The sequence below is a fragment of the Robinsoniella sp. genome, assembly GCF_034124845.1.
The window spans coordinates 1-17,716 of the sequence record NZ_JAWYAJ010000458.1 but is presented as its reverse complement, the minus strand read 5'-3'; the positions used below and the strand labels follow the sequence as shown (position 1 = coordinate 17,716).

The window sequence follows — 17,716 nt, the reverse complement described above, 5'->3', positions numbered from 1 at the left end:
CTTTGCATCTTCCCAGTTTGTATAAAATAAATTTCTCACCATAATATTATAAAGAGGAGTATTTTTCATCCAATGCCAGCAGATCTTCTACATTCTTCACTTCTAAAAGCGCATCCATGATATCCTCTGTCAAAAGCATATTGGCAAGCTTCTCCATATTCTGCATATGCATGGTGTGATCCTTGGATGCCAGCACAAAGAATAATCTGGCATCTTTTTCCGGATTTCCTTCTTCAAAATGTACCGGTTCTTCCACTTTCATAAAGGACACCGCCGTATCATTTACGCCTACCGCACCTTCCTGGGAGTGCGGCATTGCAATATTCGGAGCAAAAACAATGTACGGACCATATTTTTTCACACATCCGATAACAGAATCCACATATGCCTGTTCGATAGAGCCATCTGACAGCAAAGGCTGGCAGGACGCCGCTACTGCCTCTTCCCAGGTATCAAATTTCTGATGAAAACATACTCTGTTCTGATTTACTAATTCTTTTAATAACATAAATACTTACCTCTCTTCTTTCCCGCAATATTCTCATTGATACGTAAAATCCGAATTAAAATATTTCATAAAATACATTTTCGCAAACCGAAGCAACGGCCGTCGGGCTGTTGGAGCTGTCAGAATGCAATTAAAACACGCTCTTATTTTACAGGACGCTCCTAAACGGCACATTTGGTTCATCCGTAAAGCAGTCTTCAAATCCTCTGCGGTAATGATACTGTAGTTTATCTTTATCGTTAGGGTAAATGAATTTGCCGCCAACATCCCAGATAAATGGCTTAAACTGATAATCCAATACATGTTTCTTGAAATTATACAGCATCATAATTTCTGCAGGGTCTGCCTTAAAATTCGTCCATACATCATAATGAAACGGTATAATCACTTTCGTCTGCAGTGCTTCAGCCATTCTTAAAATGTCCACAGAGGTCATCTTATCCTGATTTCCCGCCGGGTTTTCTCCATAAGAACCAAATGCAACATCTATCTTATGATCTTTTCCATGTTTCGCATAATAAACAGAATAATGAGAATCTCCGCTGTGGTATATATTTCCACCCGGTGTTTTGATCAGGTAGTTTACTGCTTTTTCATCCATATCCGTGGGGCAGATTCCTGCAAGGGGCTTTTCAGCCGTAACGATACAGGTTCTGTCAAAAGAATCCAGGACAACTATTTCCACATCTTTTACTTTCACCACATCGCCGGGTTTTACAATTTTACAGCGTTCTTCCGGCACACCGTAACTGAGCCATTTTTTAACACTTTCCAACGGTCCGATAAACGGTACGTCATCTTCACAGTTTTTCAGAACTGCTGCTGCAAAGAACGGGTCGATATGATCATTGTGGTAATGTGTTGATAAAACTGCATCCACGGTTGTCACTGCAAAAGGATCATAGACAATGGGCATTGCTCTTAGATTTGGCTGCATCAGCCTGCCGCCCGTCATGTTTCTCATTTGATGGTATTCATCCATATATGGTTTTTTCTTTGTTCTTTTTCCGTTTCCAAACCAGAGATCAATTGCAATATTTGCATTTCCCTCTGACTTAACCCAAATCCCGGTACAGCCAAGCCACCACATGGCTACGGTGCCTTTTTCCACTTTCTCTGCATCAATTTCTTCATTCAGCCAGGTCCCCCATTCCGGAAATGCTCCTAAAATCCAATTTTCTCTCGTGATCTCATCTACTTTGCTCATTTACTGTTCCTCCTTAAAATATTCATATAATTCATTATTGTTATGTTCATTTCAATTGATATGTTTATATTACTACATTTTTAAGTTCATTTCAATGTTTTTATATGAATATTTATTATTTATACGATCATTTTATTCGTAACAATTACCTTTAACCCGAATTACAAAGTAACACCCAGGTTCCGCTGCTCTGAATCCGGCAGATTATTAAGAATTATAAGTGATACAACAAAAAAGATAGCTGTAATGAAGCGCTGCTTTCTTCCTCTAACAGTCTATTTTACCCACTGTTTTCAAAAAGAAATTTGCTTTCATTTCAGCTATCTTTTTCTTATCATTCCAAACTGATTTTCTTCCCTGATCAGCCCTTAACAGCTCCAATGGTAATTCCCTTTACCAAATACCGCTGCACAAAGGGATAGATTAACATTACCGGAAGAATGCCAGCTACTGCAATCGCCATCTTGATCCCCACACTTGGCAGACTGGCTGCCATTTCGCCCACATTTCCCCCTGCCTGTCCGCTTGCCAGGAACTGGGCATCCTGGAGCATACGGTTTAATATATTCTGAATGGAATAGAGCTCTGTACGGCTGGCAATGTAATACAACCCGTTCTGCCAGTCATTCCAGTATCCCAGCCCTACCATCAGCCCAAGGGTTGCCACCATCGGTACCGACATGGGGAAAACCACCTTAAAAAGTATTCTGAACTCATTTGCTCCGTCTATTTTCGCTGCCTCTATAATCTCATCGGGAACATTTGCATTTAGATAATTTCTCATCATAATAATATTGAATGCGTTCATCAGCAGATTAGGGAGCAGCAATGCCCAAATGGTATCTCTTATATGGAAGGTATTGGACCAGATCATATATGAGGGCACCAGTCCGCCATTGAACAGCATGGTGAAAAAGATAAAAAATGAAATCCAGTTTCTTCCCGGCAGTTCCTTTCTGGAAAGAGGATAAGCCAGGAGAATTGTCATCAATATCCCTATCGCCGTACCGGCAATGGAAATAAACACCGTAACCCCATATCCCTTTAAGATCTTGGCTGACCCTGAGAAAATGTACTGATATGCATCCAGGCTGAGCGCTCCCGGGAAGAAGGAATACCCATCCCGTATCAGCGCCGCTTCATCTGTAAAGGAGGAAACCACCAGCAGGATAAACGGCAGCAAACAGCATAGCGACAGCAGAATCATGACTATATTTATTGTAATATGAAAACTTTTTTTATTATCTACCATAGTAATCTCCCTTTGTCAAAGTTAAAACAGTGCATTCTCTTTTTCCACCTTTCGGACGATGAAGTTTGCCAGAAGAACAATTGCAAATCCTACCAGTGACTGATAAAAACCTGCCGCAGAAGCCCTGCCCACATCGTTTAACTGTAAAAGCCCCCGGTATACATAAGTATCGATGGTATTCGTCACATCAAATAACGGACCGCTGTTCATTGGTACCTGATAGAACAGTCCAAAATCAGAGTAGAAAATTCTGCCTATGCTCATAAGTGTCAGCGTAATGATAGTGCCCTTTAAGGACGGCAGCACGATATCCTTTATCCGATGCCATCTGCTGGCACCGTCCATAACTGCCGCCTCATAAAGAGAACCGTCGATCCCCAGAATCGTTGCATAATAAATAATACAGCTGTATCCGAAGCCTTTCCACAGATTCACAATTACCAGTATAAACGGCCAATACTTTTTCTCGCTGTACCAGGCAACAGGATCCATCCCCAATTTCTGCAGGATACCGTTATTGATAAATCCAGATTCCGCACTGAGAAATGCATATACCAGATAACTGATTACAACGGTGGAAATCAGATATGGTATCAGGATCATCGTCTGATAAGCTTTCTTCTTCTTAACACCCCTGATTTCATTTAACAAAACAGCCACTGCTATAGATACCACTGTTCCCAGCAAAATAAAGACAAAATTATAACATATCGTATTGCGGGTAATAATCCAGGCATCGGATGTTTTAAACAGATATTCAAAATTATCCAGACCTACCCAGGGGCTGTTTAAGATTCCCAGACGGTAATCCACCTTTTTAAAAGCAACTACAAGCCCCAGCATCGGGAGATAGTTGTTAATGACCAGGTAAATCAGACCCGGTGCCATCATCAGGTAAAATGGCCAGTAACGCTTCAGGAGTGCAGTAAATTTTTTCTTTTTTGGCTTTTGCTTTCCAGCAGCGGTATTATCCATGGCTCCTCCTCGCTTTCCTCTATTGCTTTGCTTTCCATTCTTCGTATTGTTTGGATTTCGTTTCAATAATCTTGTCTATCCCGGCTGTTTTCAGTTCTTCCCGGAATTGCGCCAGACTTTCATCCACATCCACAGCCCCCGCCATTAAAGAGGGATTATATTTTGCCACCACATTGGTGCAGGCTGTAATTTCATTGGTAATTTCCGATGTGTCCGGTACAAAGCCCAATGCTTTTGAATGAAGCGCCGTCTTATTAAATTCTTCAATCTGTTTCCAGTAATCTTCCGGATAAGGCTCCCATACCGGTGTTTCAAAAGCATTGGGCCAGATCCAGGACTGTGCCGTATATGGCGTATTGGATGCATCTACACCTTCCGGAAAGTTAATCATTTTCTTCCCATCATCTGTGTATGTATAGCTTTTGCCTTCAATACCATTGATGAGTATGTTGGCAAGCTGGGGATTGGTGTACATTTCATTCAGTAAAATCATGGCTTCTTCCGGATGCTTGGTGGAAGCGGATATTCCCCACATCATACCCTGAACCGTCTGTGTCTGCAGCGAAGCGGGACGCAGCTCGATTACTTCGATTTCACAGCCTGTTATTCTCGCCTGCTGCTCTCCAAACAGTGGTTTTAAATGAGAAAGTGCGGAAAACAGCTTGCCCGCTCTCATGATTACGGAAGGATCATCACTCTTGCTCAGTACATCCGGAGAGATATATCCCGCTTCATACCACTTTCTCATAAGCCGCACATAATCTTCATATTCATCGGATTCATACAGGTTAACAATTTCTCCGGACTGTCCGTTATCCAGCATAACACCCAGGTTATTGGCATCACTGATCTGATCCCATCCCCAGGTATTCGTCTGCAGCGTTCCTGCCTGGCCTCCGCTTAAGCATTCCATATCCGGATGCAGTTCTTTTACCTTTGCGAACAAAGCAGTACAGTCTTCCAGCGTTTTAATACTGGCGGGATCAATTCCCGTCTCCTCCAGAATATCTCTCCTCATCCAGATGCCATAGCTGTTTGCCACTTCTCTGTCTGTATATATGCCGTAAATATTTTCATCCACACGTCCAAGCTCCAGCATATCTTCCGGGATCTCCTTTTTGATCCCCTCCCCGTACTGGTCCAGCAGTTCATCCAGCTCCAGCGCCTGTCCGTTATTTACATAAGTAGCCAGAGGTGTTCCATACCAGGGCAGAATATCCACCGTATCGCTTCCTCCGGTGAGCAGCAAATTGGTCTGCTGCTGCCAGGAACCGATGTTAATAAACGTAATATCCAGAGCCACCCCCTTATCTTTCAATATTTCATTCGCTGCCCGCTCTACATCCTCCACTAGTGACTGATCGTTAAATGCCATAGCCGCTACCTTCAAAGTAACCACATCATCGCTTTTCTTTTCTCCGGTATTTTCTACTGCATTTTCTCCGGTACCGCTTTCTTTTCCTGCCGCCTGCTGATTTTCTTCTTTTGCTCCCGTACCGCATCCTGTAAGCATCCCCGCCGCCATCGATACCGCAAGAAGTGCTGCAATCCATTTTTTCTTCATTTTCTTTCCTCCTGTTTGCAATCCGTTAACTTGAATTCTCAAGAAACAATCTGTAACCCTATTGCAGATCCATGTATGGACTGCCGGTTAATTTCTGAAATAAATCCGCTAATAAATAATCCCGGTTAATATCATAAACATATTTGATCAGATGGTTCGTCGTGTCAAAAGCATACCGGTCATCGTATTCCGGCACCGGACTGTGAACCAGGCAGCCCTTCTCAAATCTATCATCCAAAAGCCATGCAACCGCAGTCACATCCCAGATAATGCGGCTCCAGGTTATATTCCCCCCGTCAGCCAGTGCCTCCTTAACAGTCACATCCACCAGATAATCACAGAGCTTATTTTTTCCCTTCAGATGATGGATTAACTCCGGACCGCTGATACGGAATCCGGAAACCACGCCCATGCATGGAAGCTGCACCAGGGGTACCCCGCAGCCAAACAAGACTCTGGCTGCCGCTATATCCTGAATCAGATTAAATTCCCGGTTATCCGGCCACCAGTGTGCCTGACCGCCAAGCCAAACCACCACAATCCGCTCTTTTATCTCAGGCTTTATCAAAATGGCAGACACTACATTGGTAATTGCGGCAATGGCAACTACATACAGCGGATTCTCAGATGTATGTTCCATCGCTCTTTTTATCAAATCTTCCGCTGCCTCTGACTTCACCGGAATGGTTTCATTTTCCAGATAGCGGTCCGAACCTTTTTTGACCAATTTCTTTAGATCTTCTCTTTCCATCAGTGTGAGAACCCTTAAAATCTCTTCATAACTCTTTTCCATTCCCTCCGCCGGGCATTCACATTTTTTATTGGAAAAGGGAGCCGCATATATCGCCTGCAGGTTTAGTTTGTCATCTGATTTAATCAGATAGGCAAGTGCGTACTGATCGTCAATTTCATTATAGGTATCCGTATCAAGCACTACATCCGCCTTTCCTTTTGGCCTGTTCAACTGCCCTGCAAGCCATCCATTGTCCACCATCATAATTTCCTTCCTCCTTTTTAGGAAAATAATTTTCTTAAAATGTTTTCCTTATGAGCACATTATATCGGTGGATTTTTCAAATGTCAACCACAATCTTTATTTTTGTTAAATAAAACTATTTTCCGAAATGTTTTCCTGTGCATTTTATACAAAAAAACAAATTGACAAAATGAACCAGATCATCCATAATAGGTACATGACAAGCTTATAAAATCTAAAAACCTGGAATTGATTCAGGAATAAAATGACTGAGGTGTTTTATGACTATCAAAGAAATTGCAAAATTGGCAGGCGTGTCGATTTCAACGGTATCCAAAATTGTAAATAATAAAGATCAGAATATTAATTCAGCCACCAGAAACCGGGTGCTGGAAATTGTAAAAGAATATAATTACACCCCGTATGGTACGGTAAAAGATATCTCCATGGCGAAAACATTTCTCATTGGAGTGCTTTTGCGGGATGGCAGCGGATTCAAAACCATGCTGAACGGAATAGTGAAAGCAGCACAGGAAAAAGGTTATGGTATCCTGGTCTTTGACAGCTGCAGTTCATTTACGGATGAGTTAAAACATATTACCGCACTCTGTAAAAATAAAATTGACGGACTTTTATGGGAGCCGGTTGATCAGGTAAGTATGCAGCATGAGCATTATTTCACCGATGCGGATATTCCTGTGGTTTATGTAAATTCCAATTATACAGCGAACTCTTATGCCATTGATTACCAGAAACTGGGCTACCTCTGTACGGAAAAGCTGATTCAATGGAGACATCATAAAATAGGCTGCCTGATCCGGGAAAATAATTTCCGGTCCCTGCAGGTGTTGGAAGGGATGAAAAGCTGCCTCTTTGACCATCATCTCTCTCTGCATGACGCAATGACATTACATCTCTCCGATTCTTCCTGCATGAGCTCTCTCACAACCGGGGGAATCACAGGTATCGTCAGCAGTGATTTAGAAGAAACGCTCACTCTTTACAGCCAGCTGGATAAGATGCACTACCATATTCCATCGGATTTTTCATTGATTGGACTTTGTAGCGATGATATGGATTTTTTAAACTTTCCCTCTGTTTCCAATTACAAGATTCCCTATTGGAATTTGGGATATGGTGCCTGCCGTACCCTGATAAATATTTGCGAAAAAAATACGGACGACAATCCTGCGTGTTCTCTGGATACTTATTATGTGTTAAACCATGAAGAAAGCATCAATACCCCTGCATCCTGCCGGGGCCGGAAATTCCTGGTTCTGGGCAGTATCAATACGGATGTTACCCTTACCGTGGACGGTTTTCCGGAAACCGGAAAATCTACCCTGATCACCAATTCCTCCTCCTGCGCAGGCGGAAAAGGTACCAATCAGTCTATGGGTACTGCAAGGCTGGGACATGAAGCAGTCTTAATCGGTAAAGTGGGCAACGACTCCGATGCCTCCCTGATCTTTGATGCACTGAGCCAGAACCACCTTCTGACAGAAGGGATTTATAAGGATCAAGGCGCTCAGACCGGAAAGGCCTATGTGTATGTACAAAAAGACGGGGAAGTGACCATCACCTATATTCCGGGTGCGAATCTCAGGCTGACCGCTGACGATGTCCGGTCTCAGAAGGCCCTGTTTGAAGGATGTGAATTCTTATTGCTCTCCATGGATATTCCAATGGAAGCCGCTATGGAAGCCGCATCCCTGGCGAAAAAGACTTCTGCGAAAACCATATTAAAGCCATCGGCACTTAGTACGCTGCCGGAGGTGTTCTACCGGAACACTGATATATTTGTACCTAATCAGCAGGAAGCTGCTACTTTCTGCCCTCAGATTGATACCATTGAGGGACAGGCAGAATATTTTTACAACCGGGGAATGCCCGTTGTAATCATCACCCTTGGACATGGCGGATGCTATGTTCGCGCTGAAAATCTGCAGAAGCATTTTCCAGCCGCCGATTTTACTGCTGTAGATGCCACCGGAGGCGCCGATGCTTTTATTTCTGCACTGGCTGTCCATTTAAGTGACGGATATTCATTGGAGAAGTCTGTCCGCATCGCCCAGTATGCCGCAGGATTCTGCGTTTCCCGCCAGGGTGTAACAACTGCGCTGGTTGACAAGGACACCTTGTATCTTCATATCGGGCTGGCAGAACCCGATCTGTTATCCTTTCACTAATGCCGCTAAAAGCCCCCTTGCTTTCAGGGGGCTTTTTATGCATAAAAATACGCCCTGCCTCCCACAGCAGAGCGTATAAACATTAACTTTTCTCTTTTCCTGTACTGCCTGCATAACTCCCGGTCAAGATCCAATGTTTCCCTGTTCACCTTGAATTATACTGATTTACTTCTATAAAATATTCGTTGCTAAATTAATAAGCTGCCTCTTCGGATTCAGGTTCCGCAGCTACAACAGCCTCGTACTGATCCAGGATAATCCCCTGGATACGGTCTCTTGTCTGGGAATTAATAGGATGTGCGATATCTCTATATTCTCCGTCGGATGCCTTTCTGCTCGGCATGGCTATAAATAACCCCTTTTCTCCTTCAATTACTTTGATATCATGAACAACAAACTCATCATCAATTGTAATCGAAACTACCGCCTTCATCTTACCTTCCTTTTCAACTTTACGTACCCTGACATCTGTAATATTCATGTCTTTTAGCCCCTTTCCATATATAGTCGTAATTTAAAATGTTATAGTACGTAGCGCTCGTTTTTTTCTATAACAATTTTTATTTTGTCCTCGCCAACATGATAAGAATTTGCCCGTATGGTATCTCTGGATTCAACAATACAGTTTTCGATATATGTATTATCACCCAGATAGACATCATTCAGGATAATAGAATTCTTAATCACACAATTTTCACCCACAAAAGTCTTCTTAAACAACACCGAATTTTCTACATGTCCATTGATGATACATCCGCTGGATATCAGGCTGTTTTTCACTTCACTGCCCGGATTATACTTTGCAGGCGGAAGATCGTCAACCTTGGAATATACATCCGGATACTGACGGAAGAAATAATCCCTTACCTCCGGTTTCAGGAAATCCATATTGGTTTTGTAATATGACTCTACCGTAGCGATGTTGCTCCAGTACTCTTTCATCTTATATCCATAGATTCTCTTTAAGTTCTTATAGCGAATCAGGATATCTTTTACAAAATCATGCCGGTCTTCCTGTGCACATCTTTCAATTAATTCGATCAGCTGTCTTCTGCGGATAATATAGACTCCGGTTGAAACCGTGTTCCAGGATGAAACCATCGGTTTCTCTTCAAATTCTTCAATTCTGCTGTCCTCATTCATTTTCAGGACACCGAATCTTGTAATGTCTTCGCTTGGAGCCATATCTTTGCATACAACGGTGATATCCGCTTTCTTCTCAATATGATATTCCAGCACTTTATTGTAATCCAGCTTGTACACACCGTCACCGGATGCTATGATTACATATGGTTCATGGCTTTTCTTCAGAAAATCCAGATTCTGATAGATCGCATCTGCCGTCCCCCGATACCAGAAACTATTATCAGAAGTGATGGTTGGTGTGAATACAAACAAACCTCCCTGCTTTCTTCCAAAATCCCACCATTTTGAAGAACTTAAATGTTCATTTAAAGATCTCGCATTGTACTGTGTCAAAACTGCCACTTTTTGTATAGAAGAATTAGACATGTTACTTAACGCGAAGTCGATGCTTCGATAGCTGCCTGCAATCGGCATTGCTGCAATGGCCCTCTTATTTGATAAATCTCCCATTCTGTGACTGTTGCCACCTGCTAAAATCATTCCTATCGCTCTCATCACGCCTCACCTGCCTTAACTAAAGTTTCTCCACTCTCCAGTACGCCATCCGGATAATCCTCTGCTCTTGTAATTCCGTCAACTGCCGTATTCTTACCGATCTTTACATTTGGCGGAATATAAGAATTTTCACCTACCGTTACTAAACCAAAGGAATACACATGTGGTTTTAATTTGTTTGGAACTTCTTCGCCTACGCCAAGCACTGCGCCTTGTCCGATTTCCGTGTTCTCGGCTACAATGGAGCGGTCCAGAACGGCACCATCTCCGATCTTGGTTCCTCTCATGATAATCGAATCACGAATAACAGCACCCTTTCCAATCGTTACACCGGCTCCTATGACAGAATTATGTACTTCTCCATAAACCTCCGTACCATCGCCGATGATACATCTTTCAATAACCGAATCCGTTGATATATACTGCGGAGGAATGATTTCACTGCTTGTGTATATCTTCCAGAATTCTTCGTATAAGTTAAACTCCGGAATGATATCGATCAGTTCCATATTTGCTTCCCAGTAAGAACCCAATGTTCCAACGTCTTTCCAATAGCCGTTATACTCATAAGCAACAAGCTTATCTCCCTTTTCATGGCAATACGGAATAATATGTTTACCAAAATCACAATTACTCTGATCAGACATTGCGATTAAAGCTTCCTTTAATACCTTCCATGAGAAAATATAAATACCCATTGACGCAAGATTGCTCTTTGGTTCCAGCGGTTTCTCCTGAAACTCTGTAATCCTGTTATTGTCATCTGTCACCACTACGCCAAAACGGCTTGCTTCTTCCATCGGTACGGGCATAACTGCGATGCTGATGTCGGCATTGCTGGCTTTGTGGAAATCTAACATTACTTCATAATCCATCTTATAAATATGGTCACCCGACAAAATTAAAACATAATCAGGATTATAATTCTCCATATAGCCCAGGTTCTGGTAAATTGCATTTGCTGTTCCTGTATACCATTCGCTGTTGCCACTCTTCTCATATGGAGGAAGTACTGTTACACCTCCGATATTCCTATCCAAATCCCAGGGAATACCAATTCCAATATGCGTATTTAACCGCAATGGCTGATATTGTGTTAGGACACCAACTGTATCTACCCCAGAATTAATACAGTTGCTGAGCGGAAAATCTATAATTCGGTACTTTCCGCCGAAAGCCACGGCCGGCTTTGCCACTTTGGCTGTCAGAACGCCCAGACGGCTTCCTTGTCCTCCTGCAAGTAACATTGCAATCATCTCTTTTTTAATCACGCTATCACCTCTCGCTGTAGTATAGTACTATGATGTCAGATGCATCTATAGCCCGTTAACAATCATATTTTCTCATAAATAAAATTGTTAGTTTTTATTATATCACATCTTTTCGAAATAGTGAACATTTTTTACAATTTTTTGAATTTTTTTTCTCTCATTTTAGAAGAAATAGCTCAAAATATTGTTTAGCGACTTTTCTTATTCGACATTTTATTCACATTTATGCTATTTTCCCTTTGTTTTTTCTGTATTGTTTTGTCATATTTTTACATAATTCTTTGTTTTGTTTTAAAAATGCATAAAAATACTGTCGAATACAGTGATTTTTTAGAATGTGTTTTTGCTGGAGGGATTTCCGCTGTTTTACACTTTCACTTCTCTTTCCAGTGAGAATTCTATAATACTCAGCTGGTTTTCTCAACGTGATAGAACCTCCGTCTTTGCCCCCCAAACATAATTTAATCTTCCTTATTGTCAAGAAATACTTTAATTTTTATCCATATGCGGTTATAATAGTGAAAGAATGCCTTTCACACAGCCTGTGAAAGAGATTTTCATAAGGAGAGTATCATTATGTATGAGATAAATTTTAAGCAGCCTATCCATGTACACTTTATCGGTATCGGAGGAATCAGCATGAGCGGTCTTGCTTCTATATTAATAGACCGTGGTTTTAAGATCTCCGGTTCTGATGCAAAAGAATCGCCTCTGACAAAATGGATGGAGGACAGAGGGGTTACTGTGTACTTGCACCAGCGCGCATCTAATATAGAAGAAGGAACAGACCTGGTGGTATACACAGCAGCGATCCATCCGGATAATCCGGAATATGCAGCTGCAGTTCAGAAAAATATTCCGATGCTGACCCGTGCTGAACTACTGGGGCAGATCATGCAGAATTACGAAACACCAATTGCCGTTTCCGGTACACACGGCAAAACCACAACCACGTCCATGATTTCCCACATTCTTCTGGCTGCTGACACAGATCCTACGATATCGGTAGGCGGAATCTTAAAAGCCATCGGAGGAAATATCCGCGTGGGTAATTCCGAAACATTTCTGACGGAAGCATGTGAATATACAAACAGTTTTTTGCATTTTAATCCAAAGATCAGTATCATCCTGAATATTGATGCAGACCATCTGGACTTCTTCAAAGACCTGGATGACATCCGGAATTCATTCCGGCTATTTGCAGAGAGACTGCCAAAAGACGGTACGCTGATTATCAACGGAGACATTCCCGGCTATGAGGAAATTACGAAGGACCTTCCATGCAATGTGATAACCTATGGATTCTCTGAGTCCAGCCAGTACAGTGCCGCAAATATCAGCTATGACGATTTTGCCCACGGCTCTTTTGATGCGTTAAAGGACGGTAAGGTGATCGGTCACTTCACACTGAGTGTCCCGGGACAGCACAATATATCCAATGCACTTGCCTCACTTGCTCTTGGTGAACGACTTGGCATTCCTATGGAAAAAATCTGCCAGGGACTGACTGATTTTGGCGGTACTGACCGGCGTTTCCAGAAAAAAGGGGAAATCGGAGGCGTTACCATCATTGATGATTACGCACACCATCCCACAGAAATTGCTGCTACCTTGAAAGCGGCAAATCAGTATCCTCACAAAACGATCTGGTGCGTATTCCAGCCGCATACTTACACACGAACCAAAGCATTGATGGATGACTTTGCAACGGCGCTTGCCCTGGCTGATAAAGTGGTGCTCGCTGATATCTACGCCGCCCGTGAAACGGATAACCTGGGGATCAGTTCTAAAACTCTCCAGCAGAAAATAGCGGAACTTGGCAAAGAAGCATATTATTTTCCATGTTTTGACGAGATCGAAAACTTTTTGTTAGAAAATTGTATACACGGTGACTTGTTGATAACTATGGGTGCCGGAGACGTTGTAAAAATAGGGGAAAGCCTGCTTGGAGAATAGTTATCCACATTATCCACATGATTATGCACATTAACGTGTATTTTACATGTGGATTTTTTTGTGGATAGCTTGGTTTACATAATTTCGCTGTGATAATTTTTAAAAATTCGACAATCCCCGACAATTGCACATTTTCTCCTGTTGCACCTATTTTTTTTGTCCCCAAGTTATCCACATTATCCACAATGTCCACAGTGGAGAACTTCCTCCCCTTCCCCGGAACCCTTGTAAAAACTAGCTGTTCTCTTTTTTTAAAAGGTATGCTATACTGGTTTCATAACAAGAAAATAGCAGGTGAAAGCAATGAATGAAATATCCTTACACATAAATTCCGGCAGCAGCGTTACCATTGTCCAAAATACATTTATCGACAATTACATGCCTTCTGCCAGTGGTGAATTCGTCAAAATATACTTATATCTCCTAAGATGCACCTCTTCTAATATTGGTGTGTCTATTTCGTCTATAGCAGATACTTTTGAACATACGGAGAAAGATGTGAACCGTGCCCTGGCTTACTGGGAAAAGCTCCATTTACTGAAACTGGAACACGATGAAAGCGGTGCATTGACCGGAATCTGTTTCTTAAGCTCCACGGAGCATGCATCCGAACCGGCAGCTGCATCTGTTTCACTGGAAACTGCAGCCAGTACGGAACCTTCCAAACCCATGAAAAAGGTACTTCCCTCCGCCGATAAGATGAAAACCTTAAAGGAACAGGAAGATATCCGCCAGCTTTTATTTATTGCCGAACAGTATCTGGGGAAAACGTTGAGTTCCACTGAAGTATCCAATATTCTTTACTTCTATGACGGTCTGCATTTTTCTACAGACCTGATTGAATACCTCATTGAATACTGTGTGTCAAAAGGCAGCAAAAGCGCACGCTATATTGAAAAAGTTGCACTCTCCTGGGCAGAAGACGGCATTACTACCGTTGACCAGGCAAAATGCAATACGAATCTGTACAATAAGAATTATTTTACCATTTTGAATACCTTTGGTATTAAAGGACGTGCCCCTGCTGAACCGGAGATCACTTTCATGGCAAAATGGCTGGACGAGTACCACTTTACCCTGGATATTATCATTGAGGCATGTAACCGGACCATTAAGCAGACTCATCAGCCGAATTTCCAATATGCCAATAAAATTCTGGAAGAATGGAATAAGTCCGGTATTAAACATCTCTCTGAAGTTGCTCTTCTGGATGAAAAGCACCAGAATTCTAAAAAAACTGCTCCTGTTCAGAAAAAACCGGCATCATCCAATAACCGGTTTAATAATTTCCATCAAAGGGAATATGATTACGATCAGTTAGAGAAGCAGCTGCTGAACAGATAGGTAAAACAGATCATTATATAAATTAGAAAGGGAGAACCAGCCTGTGGCATTGAAAAACTCACAATATGATATGATCATCCGGGAATATCAGAAAAAACAATTGCAGACCAGACATGATCAGGATGCGCGTATCCGGGAAGCTTATGAAAAAGTTCCTGCACTTCGTGAAATTGATGATCAGATCAGTTCCATCAGTGTCGCAAGGGGACGCCAGCTGTTATCCGGAGACAGTGATGCACTGGATGGATTAAAGGAAGATATCAGCCGTTTATCAGACAAGCGCCTTGAACTGCTTATGGAGAACGGATTTCCAAAGGATTATCTTCTTCCCCGCTATACCTGCCCGGACTGTCAGGATACGGGATTTGCAAACAACCAGAAGTGCCACTGCTTTAAGCAGGCGGTAATTGATATGCTGTATACCCAGTCCAATTTAAAAGAAATCTTAAGCAGGGAGAACTTTTCCAGTTTCTCTTATGATTATTATTCGGATCAGCTGGTAAATCCCTCTACCGGGCTGTCTTCGCTTGCTACCATGCGCAAGAATATGGCGGAGTGCGAGGAGTTTATCCGCACCTTTGATACGGAATTTAAAAACCTGTTTTTCTATGGAGATACGGGAGTAGGAAAAACCTTCCTGTCTCACTGTATTGCCAAAGAGCTCATCGACACCGCCCATTCCGTCATTTATTTTTCAGCATTTGAGCTCTTTGATGTATTCGCGAAAAGCACGTTTGAAAAAGAAGAAGAGGCGCAGAATATCCATCCCTATATCTTTGACTGTGATCTGCTGATCATCGACGATCTGGGTACAGAACTTACGAATTCCTTTGTCTCCACCCAGCTGTTTCTATGTATTAATGAAAGGCTTAACCGCAAAAAGTCAACGATTATTTCCACAAACCTGCCAATCAATACATTTGCAGATACTTATTCGGAACGTGTATTTTCCAGGATAACCAGTAATTATATGATGATGAAACTCTTCGGGGACGATATCCGCATTCAGAAAAAATTATTCCGTGGAAAGCCTTGACCTATGAAAACTTTGTGATACACTATATGCGTAAGACAATTTCACTGAGATGTGATAAATAACGGAGGAAATATCATGCAATCAACAGAAGAACGCAATCTCGAAACCATTCCTGTCGGCTCACTTGGCATTATTCCATTAGAAAGCTGCAAAACACTGGGAGAAAAAATCAATGCTTATCTGGTCGAATGGAGAAGGGAACGCGATCACGAACATAAGAAGACTATTGCTTTTGAAGGATATCAGAGGGAGAATTATATTATTGATACAAAAATTCCGCGATTTGGATCCGGTGAGGCCAAGGGCATCATCAAAGAGTCTGTTCGTGGAGATGATTTATATATTTTAGTAGATGTATGCAACTACAGCCTGACCTATTCTCTGTGCGGACATACCAACCATATGTCTCCGGATGATCATTTTCAGGATTTAAAGCGTATTATTGCCGCTGTAGCAGGCAAATCCAGGCGTATCTGCGTGATTATGCCATTCCTGTATGAAAGCCGCCAGCATAAGCGCAACGGGCGTGAATCCCTGGACTGTGCCCTTGCTCTGAAAGAACTTGTCCGCATGGGTGTGGATAATATCATTACGTTTGACGCTCATGACCCCCGTGTCCAGAATGCAATTCCGCTGAAAGGCTTCGAAACCGTACAACCCGTTTATCAGTTCATTAAGGGCCTCTTCCGTGCCCAGCCGGGACTTAAGATCAATAAGGACTCCATGATGATTATCAGCCCGGATGAAGGCGGTATGGGACGTGCTGTCTACATGGCAAATGTACTTGGATTAGATATGGGTATGTTCTATAAGAGAAGAGATTACACAAAGATTGTAAACGGAACGAATCCGATTGTTGAGCATGAATTCCTTGGAGCAAATGTGGAAGGAAAAGATATGGTAATCATTGATGACATGATTTCCTCCGGTGACAGTATATTAGAAGTAGCAGCAGAGCTGAAAAGAAGAAAGGCGAACAGAATTTTCCTGTGTTCTACCTTTGGTCTGTTTACAAACGGACTTTCCAAATTTGACAAGGCATATGAGAATGGACTTTTTGACCATCTCCTTACAACGAACCTGGTATACCAGACTCCGGAACTGCTGCAGAAGAAATACTATGTCAACTGCGACCTTAGTAAATATCTGGCATATATTATAGACACACTGAATCACGATGCATCTATCAGCAGTCTGTTAAATCCTATTGGCAGAATCCAGAGCTTTCTGGAGAAACATAACAAGTAATAAATTACAAATATAACTTATTCACACAAGGAGGTAGTATTATGCAGGCAATATTTGATGAAAGTTTAGTTACAGGAAATGATTTAATTGATGAACAACACAAAGAACTGATTGGTAAAATCAACGATCTTGTTAAAAGCTGCGAAACCGGGAAAGAAAAAACCACAGCAGTTAAAATGCTGGATTATCTCTCCGATTACACAGATTTTCATTTCAGTGCAGAAGAAAAACTGCAGGAAGAGATTGAATATCCGCAGATCAGCGAACATAAAGAACAGCATAAAGCATTCATTCAGGCTATTCAGGAATTATATGAAATGCTTCAGGAAGAAGAAGGCCCTACACCGGCATTTGTTGCTGCCGTTGATAAAAATGTAACCGAGTGGCTGTTTAAACATATCAAAGGATTTGATAAAGCAGTTGCGGAGTATGCTAGAAATAAATAATCTGATTTCATGCATGTGCGAAACACTGATTTCCAGCTGGCTGAAATACTAGAGCGTGTTTGAAAATTGCTTTCTGGCAGCTGTGCGTCACACTTTGTGGGAG

The 17,716-nt window shown here is 42.0% G+C and carries 15 protein-coding genes and 1 pseudogene; 6 read left to right on the top strand and 10 right to left on the bottom strand.

From position 1 onward, the window contains the following. Nucleotides 1–46: 46 nt before the first annotated feature. From ACH2DQ_RS22655 to ACH2DQ_RS22630, 6 genes are all read right to left on the bottom strand, one after another. The gene (locus ACH2DQ_RS22655; protein ID WP_394911509.1) at nucleotides 47–508 is read right to left on the bottom strand and encodes a PTS sugar transporter subunit IIA; all 462 of its coding nucleotides are present in this window, start codon (nucleotides 506–508) and stop codon (nucleotides 47–49) included. 148 nt (nucleotides 509–656) lie between these two features. Further along, a complete protein-coding gene (gene ulaG, locus ACH2DQ_RS22650; RefSeq protein WP_394911510.1) occupies nucleotides 657–1,715 on the bottom strand; it encodes an L-ascorbate 6-phosphate lactonase in 1,059 nt (352 codons plus the stop codon). 361 nt (nucleotides 1,716–2,076) lie between these two features. Further along, a complete protein-coding gene (locus tag ACH2DQ_RS22645) occupies nucleotides 2,077–2,967 on the bottom strand; it encodes a carbohydrate ABC transporter permease (protein WP_394911511.1) in 891 nt (296 codons plus the stop codon). A 21-nt stretch (nucleotides 2,968–2,988) separates the two neighbouring features. After that, nucleotides 2,989–3,942 (bottom strand): ABC transporter permease, encoded by a 954-nt coding sequence (locus tag ACH2DQ_RS22640; protein WP_394911512.1) that lies wholly within the window; start codon nucleotides 3,940–3,942, stop codon nucleotides 2,989–2,991. A 19-nt stretch (nucleotides 3,943–3,961) separates the two neighbouring features. Continuing rightward, a complete protein-coding gene (locus ACH2DQ_RS22635; protein ID WP_394911513.1) occupies nucleotides 3,962–5,506 on the bottom strand; it encodes an ABC transporter substrate-binding protein in 1,545 nt (514 codons plus the stop codon). A 58-nt stretch (nucleotides 5,507–5,564) separates the two neighbouring features. After that, entirely contained in the window at nucleotides 5,565–6,503 is a 939-nt protein-coding gene (locus ACH2DQ_RS22630; RefSeq protein WP_395028435.1) for a nucleoside hydrolase, read from the bottom strand. Nucleotides 6,504–6,763: 260 nt separating this feature from the next. Here ACH2DQ_RS22630 and ACH2DQ_RS22625 point away from each other — a divergent pair, with 260 nt between their 5' ends. Continuing rightward, the gene (locus ACH2DQ_RS22625) at nucleotides 6,764–8,671 is read left to right on the top strand and encodes a PfkB family carbohydrate kinase (protein ID WP_394911515.1); all 1,908 of its coding nucleotides are present in this window, start codon (nucleotides 6,764–6,766) and stop codon (nucleotides 8,669–8,671) included. 193 nt (nucleotides 8,672–8,864) lie between these two features. Here ACH2DQ_RS22625 and spoVG read toward each other — a convergent pair whose 3' ends face one another. From spoVG to ACH2DQ_RS22610, 3 genes are read right to left on the bottom strand one after another with little or no spacing between them, the layout of a single operon-like run. Next, nucleotides 8,865–9,152, bottom strand: a complete 288-nt coding sequence (gene spoVG, locus ACH2DQ_RS22620; RefSeq protein ID WP_395028433.1) for a septation regulator SpoVG — start codon at nucleotides 9,150–9,152, stop codon at nucleotides 8,865–8,867. 41 nt (nucleotides 9,153–9,193) lie between these two features. After that, nucleotides 9,194–10,312 carry a glucose-1-phosphate adenylyltransferase subunit GlgD gene (glgD, locus tag ACH2DQ_RS22615; protein ID WP_027295992.1) on the bottom strand — a complete coding sequence of 373 codons (1,119 nt, stop codon included), beginning with the start codon at nucleotides 10,310–10,312 and terminating at the stop codon, nucleotides 9,194–9,196. Beyond that, complete coding sequence (locus tag ACH2DQ_RS22610; RefSeq protein WP_394911516.1) at nucleotides 10,312–11,583, bottom strand: glucose-1-phosphate adenylyltransferase; 1,272 nt, start codon at nucleotides 11,581–11,583, stop codon at nucleotides 10,312–10,314. Before ACH2DQ_RS22610 ends, glgD begins: the two co-directional genes overlap by 1 nt. Nucleotides 11,584–12,159: 576 nt before the next feature. Here ACH2DQ_RS22610 and murC point away from each other — a divergent pair. The 5 genes from murC to ACH2DQ_RS22585 all read left to right on the top strand — a co-directional run bounded on the left by murC (nucleotide 12,160) and on the right by ACH2DQ_RS22585 (nucleotide 17,613). Beyond that, on the top strand, nucleotides 12,160–13,539 hold the full coding sequence (gene murC, locus ACH2DQ_RS22605; protein ID WP_394911517.1) for a UDP-N-acetylmuramate--L-alanine ligase: 1,380 nt from the start codon (nucleotides 12,160–12,162) through the stop codon (nucleotides 13,537–13,539). Between the two features lie 303 nt (nucleotides 13,540–13,842). Then, entirely contained in the window at nucleotides 13,843–14,883 is a 1,041-nt protein-coding gene (locus ACH2DQ_RS22600) for a DnaD domain protein (protein WP_394911518.1), read from the top strand. 43 nt (nucleotides 14,884–14,926) lie between these two features. Continuing rightward, the gene (locus ACH2DQ_RS22595) at nucleotides 14,927–15,919 is read left to right on the top strand and encodes an ATP-binding protein (protein WP_394911519.1); all 993 of its coding nucleotides are present in this window, start codon (nucleotides 14,927–14,929) and stop codon (nucleotides 15,917–15,919) included. A gap of 75 nt (nucleotides 15,920–15,994) precedes the next feature. After that, entirely contained in the window at nucleotides 15,995–17,167 is a 1,173-nt protein-coding gene (locus tag ACH2DQ_RS22590) for a ribose-phosphate pyrophosphokinase (protein ID WP_394911520.1), read from the top strand. Nucleotides 17,168–17,208: 41 nt separating this feature from the next. Continuing rightward, a complete protein-coding gene (locus ACH2DQ_RS22585) occupies nucleotides 17,209–17,613 on the top strand; it encodes a bacteriohemerythrin (protein WP_394911521.1) in 405 nt (134 codons plus the stop codon). Nucleotides 17,614–17,654: 41 nt separating this feature from the next. Here ACH2DQ_RS22585 and ACH2DQ_RS22580 read toward each other — a convergent pair. After that, nucleotides 17,655–17,716, bottom strand: a pseudogene (locus ACH2DQ_RS22580) (DUF6783 domain-containing protein); the annotation flags it as partial.